Origin of the sequence: Novacetimonas hansenii JCM 7643 (assembly GCF_000964405.1) — a bacterium.
Taxonomy (GTDB): Bacteria; Pseudomonadota; Alphaproteobacteria; order Acetobacterales; family Acetobacteraceae; genus Novacetimonas; species Novacetimonas hansenii.
The window spans coordinates 1-5,619 of the sequence record NZ_BANE01000248.1; the positions used below are offsets into that span (position 1 = coordinate 1).

General features: G+C 59.8%; 4 protein-coding genes. 2 read left to right on the forward strand and 2 right to left on the reverse strand.

All coding sequences use genetic code 11. From position 1 onward, the window contains the following. Positions 1-246: 246 nt before the first annotated feature. On the reverse strand, positions 247-972 hold the full coding sequence (locus B7G66_RS14120; RefSeq protein ID WP_003621567.1) for a Crp/Fnr family transcriptional regulator: 726 nt from the start codon (positions 970-972) through the stop codon (positions 247-249). Between B7G66_RS14120 and B7G66_RS14125 the strand changes: the two genes are divergently transcribed. Then, positions 965-1,195 carry a hypothetical protein gene (locus B7G66_RS14125; RefSeq protein WP_003621568.1) on the forward strand — a complete coding sequence of 77 codons (231 nt, stop codon included), beginning with the start codon at positions 965-967 and terminating at the stop codon, positions 1,193-1,195. The two genes, B7G66_RS14120 and B7G66_RS14125, sit on opposite strands and share 8 nt — an antisense overlap. 432 nt (positions 1,196-1,627) lie before the next feature. Here the strand turns inward: B7G66_RS14125 and B7G66_RS14130 are convergent, their stop codons facing one another. Next, on the reverse strand, positions 1,628-2,323 hold the full coding sequence (locus B7G66_RS14130; RefSeq protein WP_003621569.1) for a TetR/AcrR family transcriptional regulator: 696 nt from the start codon (positions 2,321-2,323) through the stop codon (positions 1,628-1,630). 863 nt (positions 2,324-3,186) lie between these two features. Between B7G66_RS14130 and bcsA the strand changes: the two genes are divergently transcribed. Beyond that, on the forward strand, positions 3,187-5,619 hold a 2,433-nt coding region (bcsA, locus tag B7G66_RS14135), incomplete at its 3' end, for a UDP-forming cellulose synthase catalytic subunit (RefSeq protein WP_048859306.1).

Consider the following 5,619-nt stretch of genomic DNA (forward strand, 5'->3'; position numbering starts at 1 on the left):
GTCTTCTGAAGCTTTTTGGAAAAAGCTTCACCAAAAACTTTTATCATTTCAGTATGTTATCGCGCCTGACTTTTTAAACTAACGTCTGGAATGTCCCCGATGTCGCCTTTGCCACGCGATATGGCCTGCATTGGCATGGACCCGATCGCAAGGCCCCGACTGACACGTCCCGAATGACACGTCCGGGGGGGGGCTGTGTCGGGGGATCAGGCGTCAGGCGCCGGTTCCCCAAAAGAGGGGAGGAGCCTACAGGATGGTGCAGGCCATGGCGGCCAGGTGCGATGGTGCAAGCAACTGGATCACCTGGCGGGAACGGTGGATGACCTTTTCCTGGTGAAACATGCTCATCAGGCGCGAGACGGTTTCCGTGGACAGGCCAAGATAGTCCGCAATGTCCGCGCGCGACATCTGGAGCGAGAACGGAAGGTGGATGTTGCTGCCATTGTTGCGCGTCGCCTCACGCAGCAGGAAAGACGCCAGCTTCTCCCGCGCGGTCTTGCGCCCCAGCGCCAGCAGGCGGTCCTGTATCATCACCAGTTGCGCCGTCGTCTCCTCCAGCAGGCGTGACAGGATGTCCGGCGCATTGACAAGGATGTCCTCGAACATGGTGCGGCTCAGCCTGTTGACCGTGACATCGGTGATCGCCTCTGCCTGGAACATGTACACGTCCTGCGAACTGGTGCCCAGGATGTGGCCACTGCCGACAAACCCCACGATCTGGCTGCGGCCGTTGGGCATGGATTTCGACAGCTTCACCGTCCCGTGCCGGACAAGGAAGGTGTAATGCGCGGTGGCGCTTTCCTCGATGATGATGCTCTTGGGATGGAAACGCGTTTCCCGGCAGGTGGTGTGGTGCTTGTTGCAAAAGTCCACGATGTCGCGGCACAGGCGGTCAGGCATCGGGGGAAAGGAGGTGGGAAAGGACGGTGTGCCGTTGTGATCCGCCGGGGATGAGGGAGAAATAGTGCGCATCACGATGCTGTCTTCTTCTGCCGGTGAAAAGGGGAGGCAGACCGTCGGGGCGGCCTTTCTTGTGCAGGTCTGTCGCGGCCATCATGCGTTGCGGGCCGCGGCGCGACAGGGACGGGCAAAACCGTCATGGATGTCGCGGCTGGATGAATGTGGGCGCGAACGTGAAATGTCGGCACGGGATTGGCATGGGAATATCAGCATCACACATGGGACATGTCAATAAATTATGTATTTTTATTTAAAGATTCTTAAAAAATACATTAATAATTAAAATTACTTTTGGTAAATATCCATTGTTGTTACAGATTTGCAAAACATTTTGTGTAACATCACTCACCTGCACGTGCCTGATGCTGTAACACCGGTCATGGCGGCTGATGCCACATAGCGTGCGGACCCGTGTGTGGCCCCGTGCGTGGTCCATGTGTTTGTGACCCTGTTGTTTATGGTCCTGTGCGGCCGGGGGCTGGCTACGGTGCGATGGTGGGCATGGCGGTGGTGGAAACCAATGTTCCGGGGCGGGCTTTTCCCATCAGGTGACGGGGTCTGAACCTTTTGGAAAAAGCGTCAGCAGCAGATTTTCACGATGTCGTGCGGCGGCCCGTGCGCACACCTGTGCCCCACGCCCCACGCCCCACGCCGTATGCCGTGGGGCCTATACCTTGATCGGGTACGACGCGGGCTGCTGCGTCAGGCGGTCATGCGTGAACAGGTCGATGGTGCGTTCGACAAAGGTGCGGATGCTGTCCTCGCGCCCCTGTTCCAACGCAACGAGATTCTGCGCGATCATCCCCGCCAGCCCGTGGCTCATGGCGAAGATGCAGTGCCCCACATGTGTTGCATCGTCGGGCATGGGGGCGGCCGCGGTGTCGGACGGTGCGTCCACCGGTTGCGGGGGCGGGAACACGTCTGCCTCCACCAGGTCGCGCAGGCGGTTGAACGTGCGTTGCGCCGCCCGGCAGTAACGCGGGTGCTGTGCCGTGTCGCTGAGATAGCCGAACATCACGCGGTAAAGCTGCGTATGGCGGCATGCGAATTCCACATAATGCGTGATCGTGCGTTTCAGCGCGTCGTGCCGGTTGGTGGAACGGTGGACGATATGGCCAATCACCTCTGAAAATTCATCAAGGCAATCCGCCGCGATTTCCACAAGCAGCATGTTGAGCGAGGCATAGTGGTTGTAGAAATTGGCAGGCGCGACCCGTACCTCCCGCGTCAGGCGGCGTACCGACAGGTCCTCCAGCCGTTCCGTCTGCAAGATACGCAGCGTGGTCAGGCGAAGGTCTTCGGCCACATTGCCCTTGTGATACGGGCGCGGCATCGGGCGGGGCCATGAAGGGGTCTGTTTCATGTCAGATATTGCATTTCTGATATCAGATTCTTGCATATCCATGACTTTACGTGGCCTTGGTCTGGGAATCGTGTAACGCACGGGCCACGCGATGTTTGCCCCACGGGCATGTCAAAGGGCATGCCACAAACGCACATGCCGACGAAAGGTGGGGGTGTAAATGGCGTCGGGCCATTCATGCCACCCCTTCGGACGGATCTTTAATGTAAAAAATAGTTAAGTTTGATCTGTGGCATGTCATGGGTCTCTGAAGCGGGATAACCTGTCACCGGTTCCCTGATTCGCGTTTGGATGGGTCCGTGACGTGGAAAAGGGGCAGATTGGTAAGGCGTGAAATAATTCCTATGATTGGGCCTGTTAACCCTTAAAGCATGCACAAAGCCCGGAAGTCCATGCAGGCAATGCGGGAAAATCAGGAAATTATTCCTTCTTGTCGCGGCATTGCCTTGGCGCGTGCAATGTGCTGATACAGTCCGGGCAACAGGCAGGCAGCATGCTGCATTGCATGTGATTATGTCGATATGATGGCCATGACCCGATTTCGTCCATGGGCGTGAATTATGTTGCTTGACACGCTCTGGGGTGGTCGGTAGATGCTTTTTTAACCAATATTAACAGCGTTCACAAACGTCTGGAATCAGGTGTCGATCCAAGGGGCCATCCACGTTGTTCCTGATGTGGGTGCGGCAGGTGCAAAGGCCGGTCCGGCCTGATTCCGGCACGGGTTCGCAGGCAGATTGCATGGATGTCGGGGCCGGTCCCGGCTGTCCCCGGGGATTTGAAGGGTGGCCGACAATGTCCGGGATGTTCCGGGCGGACGGGTGTATCTCAGTTTATTGGAATTCCGAAACGATGTACGGGCGATGATATACAGGGCGATCCTGAAACGCTTGCGTCTTGAGCAGCTTGCGCGCGTGCCCGCCGTTTCCGCTGCGTCCCCTTTCGTGATGATGGCGGTCGGGGTTTTCCTGATGCTGATGGCCGGCGGGGTCACGATATCGACCACCAGCCAGGCTTTTGTCACGTGCGGGACGGTTGGGCTGTTTCTGCTCCTCAAGGGACGCAAGGGGCGCGGCGTCACCTGCTTTTTGATGATGCTGTCCCTGCTGGTGTCGCTTCGGTACATGGTATGGCGCCTGACCACGACGCTGGAATTGCATTCACCCTTGCAGGCGGCGCTGTCGCTGCTGCTGGTGGCGGCGGAACTCTATGCGCTGCTGACGCTGTGCCTCAGCTATTTCCAGATGTCATGGCCGCTGGACCGCAAACCGCTGCCGCTGCCTGCCGATACCACCGACTGGCCCGTGGTCGATGTGTATGTGCCGTCGTATAACGAGGAACTGTCGCTTGTGCGCTCCACCGTTCTGGGTGCGCTTGCCATCGACTGGCCCGCGGACAAGCTGAATGTCTACATCCTTGATGACGGGCGGCGCAAAAGCTTCCACGCCTTCGCGATGGAGGCGGGCGCGGGCTATATCATCCGTGACCAGAACAACCATGCCAAGGCCGGCAACCTCAACCACGCCCTGCGCGTGACGGAGGGGGAATATGTCGTCATCTTTGACTGTGACCATATTCCCACGCGCGGCTTTTTGAAAAAGACGATCGGCTGGATGATGGCCGATCCAAAGCTGGCGCTGTTGCAGACGCCGCACCATTTCTATTCCCCCGACCCTTTCCAGCGGAACCTTGCCACCGGGCAGAACGTGCCCCCCGAAGGCAACATGTTCTACGGGCTGGTGCAGGACGGCAATGATTTCTGGGACGCCACGTTCTTTTGTGGGTCGTGCGCCGCGATCCGCCGTTCGGCGGTGCTGGGCATTGGCGGGTTCGCGACCGAAACGGTGACGGAGGATGCGCACACCGCGCTCAAGATGCAGCGCGAGGGATGGCATACCGCCTATCTGCGCCAGCCACTTGCCGCCGGGCTGTCGACCGAACGCCTGATGCTCCATATCGGGCAGCGCGTGCGCTGGGCGCGCGGGATGCTGCAGATCATGCGGCTGGACAATCCGCTTCTGGGGTCCGGCCTGCGGTGGCAGCAGCGGCTTTGCTATCTTTCGGCGATGTCGCACTTCCTGTTCGCGATCCCGCGTCTGGTCTTCCTTGCCTCCCCGCTGGCGTTCTTGTTCCTGGGACAGAACATCATCGCCGCCTCGCCCTTTGCGATCCTTGTCTATGCCTTCCCCCATGTCTTTCATTCCATCGGCACGCTGTCGCGGGTGGAGGGGCGGTGGCGCTATTCCTTCTGGAGCGAGATCTACGAAACCACGCTGGCGCTGTTCCTTGTGCGGGTGACGATCATGACGCTGCTGAACCCGCGCAAGGGGGAATTCAACGTCACGGACAAGGGCGGCCTGTTGCAGAGCGAGTATTTCGACCTTAACGCGGTCTATCCCAATGTCATCCTGGCGGTGATCCTGGCGCTGGCGCTGGTGCGCGGTATTGGCGGGATGATGTGGGAATATCATGACCGACTGGCGTTGCAGTCCTTTGCGCTCAATACGCTGTGGGTGGCCGTCAGCCTTATTATCGTCCTCGCCTCCATCGCGGTGGGGCGCGAAACCCGCCAGATCCGTCACAAGCCGCGCGTGCGCGCAACCCTGCCGATTACGCTGATTGATGAACATGGGCAGCATTACCATGCCCATACCAGCGATATCTCGCTGGGGGGGATTGCGGCGCGCCTTTCGACGGAACATGCCCTGCCGACGCAAACGCGCGTCACGATGCTGTATCACAATGAAAAAGACGGCATCGACGTGCGCATCCCCGCCGTCATCCTGTTTTCCAAGCCGGGGCAGCTGCACCTGCAATGGAGTGTCGATGACCTCGACGTGGAACGCCAGATCGTGGAGTTCATGTTCGGGCGCAACGATGCGTGGTCCAACTGGGGCGATTTTCAGCCCGACCGTCCCGTGCGCAGTTTCCTGATGGTCCTGCGCAGTATCGGCGGCCTGTTCCGCCGTGGTCAGCGGCTGTTCCGCTGGCAGGCCCCGCAGGAAGCGCCGCTGGCGGAAAGCGAACATGTCGAAGAAGAAAAACTGGAGAAGAAGAGCCTCGTGCTGAAACCCGTCCGACGGAGCGCCCGCCACGGCGCCACGGCTTCGCTCATCGTGCTGCTGGGACTGCCGGCCGCGATCGCGCCTTCGCTTGCGCAGGCTCCTTCCCGTGCCACGCCCGTTGCAACCGAACAGGGGGCCACCCCGGTGGAACCGCCCCCGGTCAACGCGCCGCCGCCGCCCTCCCTGCCGCAGCCGCCCGGGACGTTGCCCACCCCGCCGCAGATCGCGCCT

Excerpts from the sequence above, each read along its gene's own strand:
- B7G66_RS14120 (WP_003621567.1), bottom strand. The coding sequence starts at position 972 with ATGCGCACTATTTCTCCCTCATCCCCGGCGGATCACAACGGCACACCG.
- B7G66_RS14130 (WP_003621569.1), bottom strand. The coding sequence starts at position 2,323 with ATGAAACAGACCCCTTCATGGCCCCGCCCGATGCCGCGCCCGTATCAC.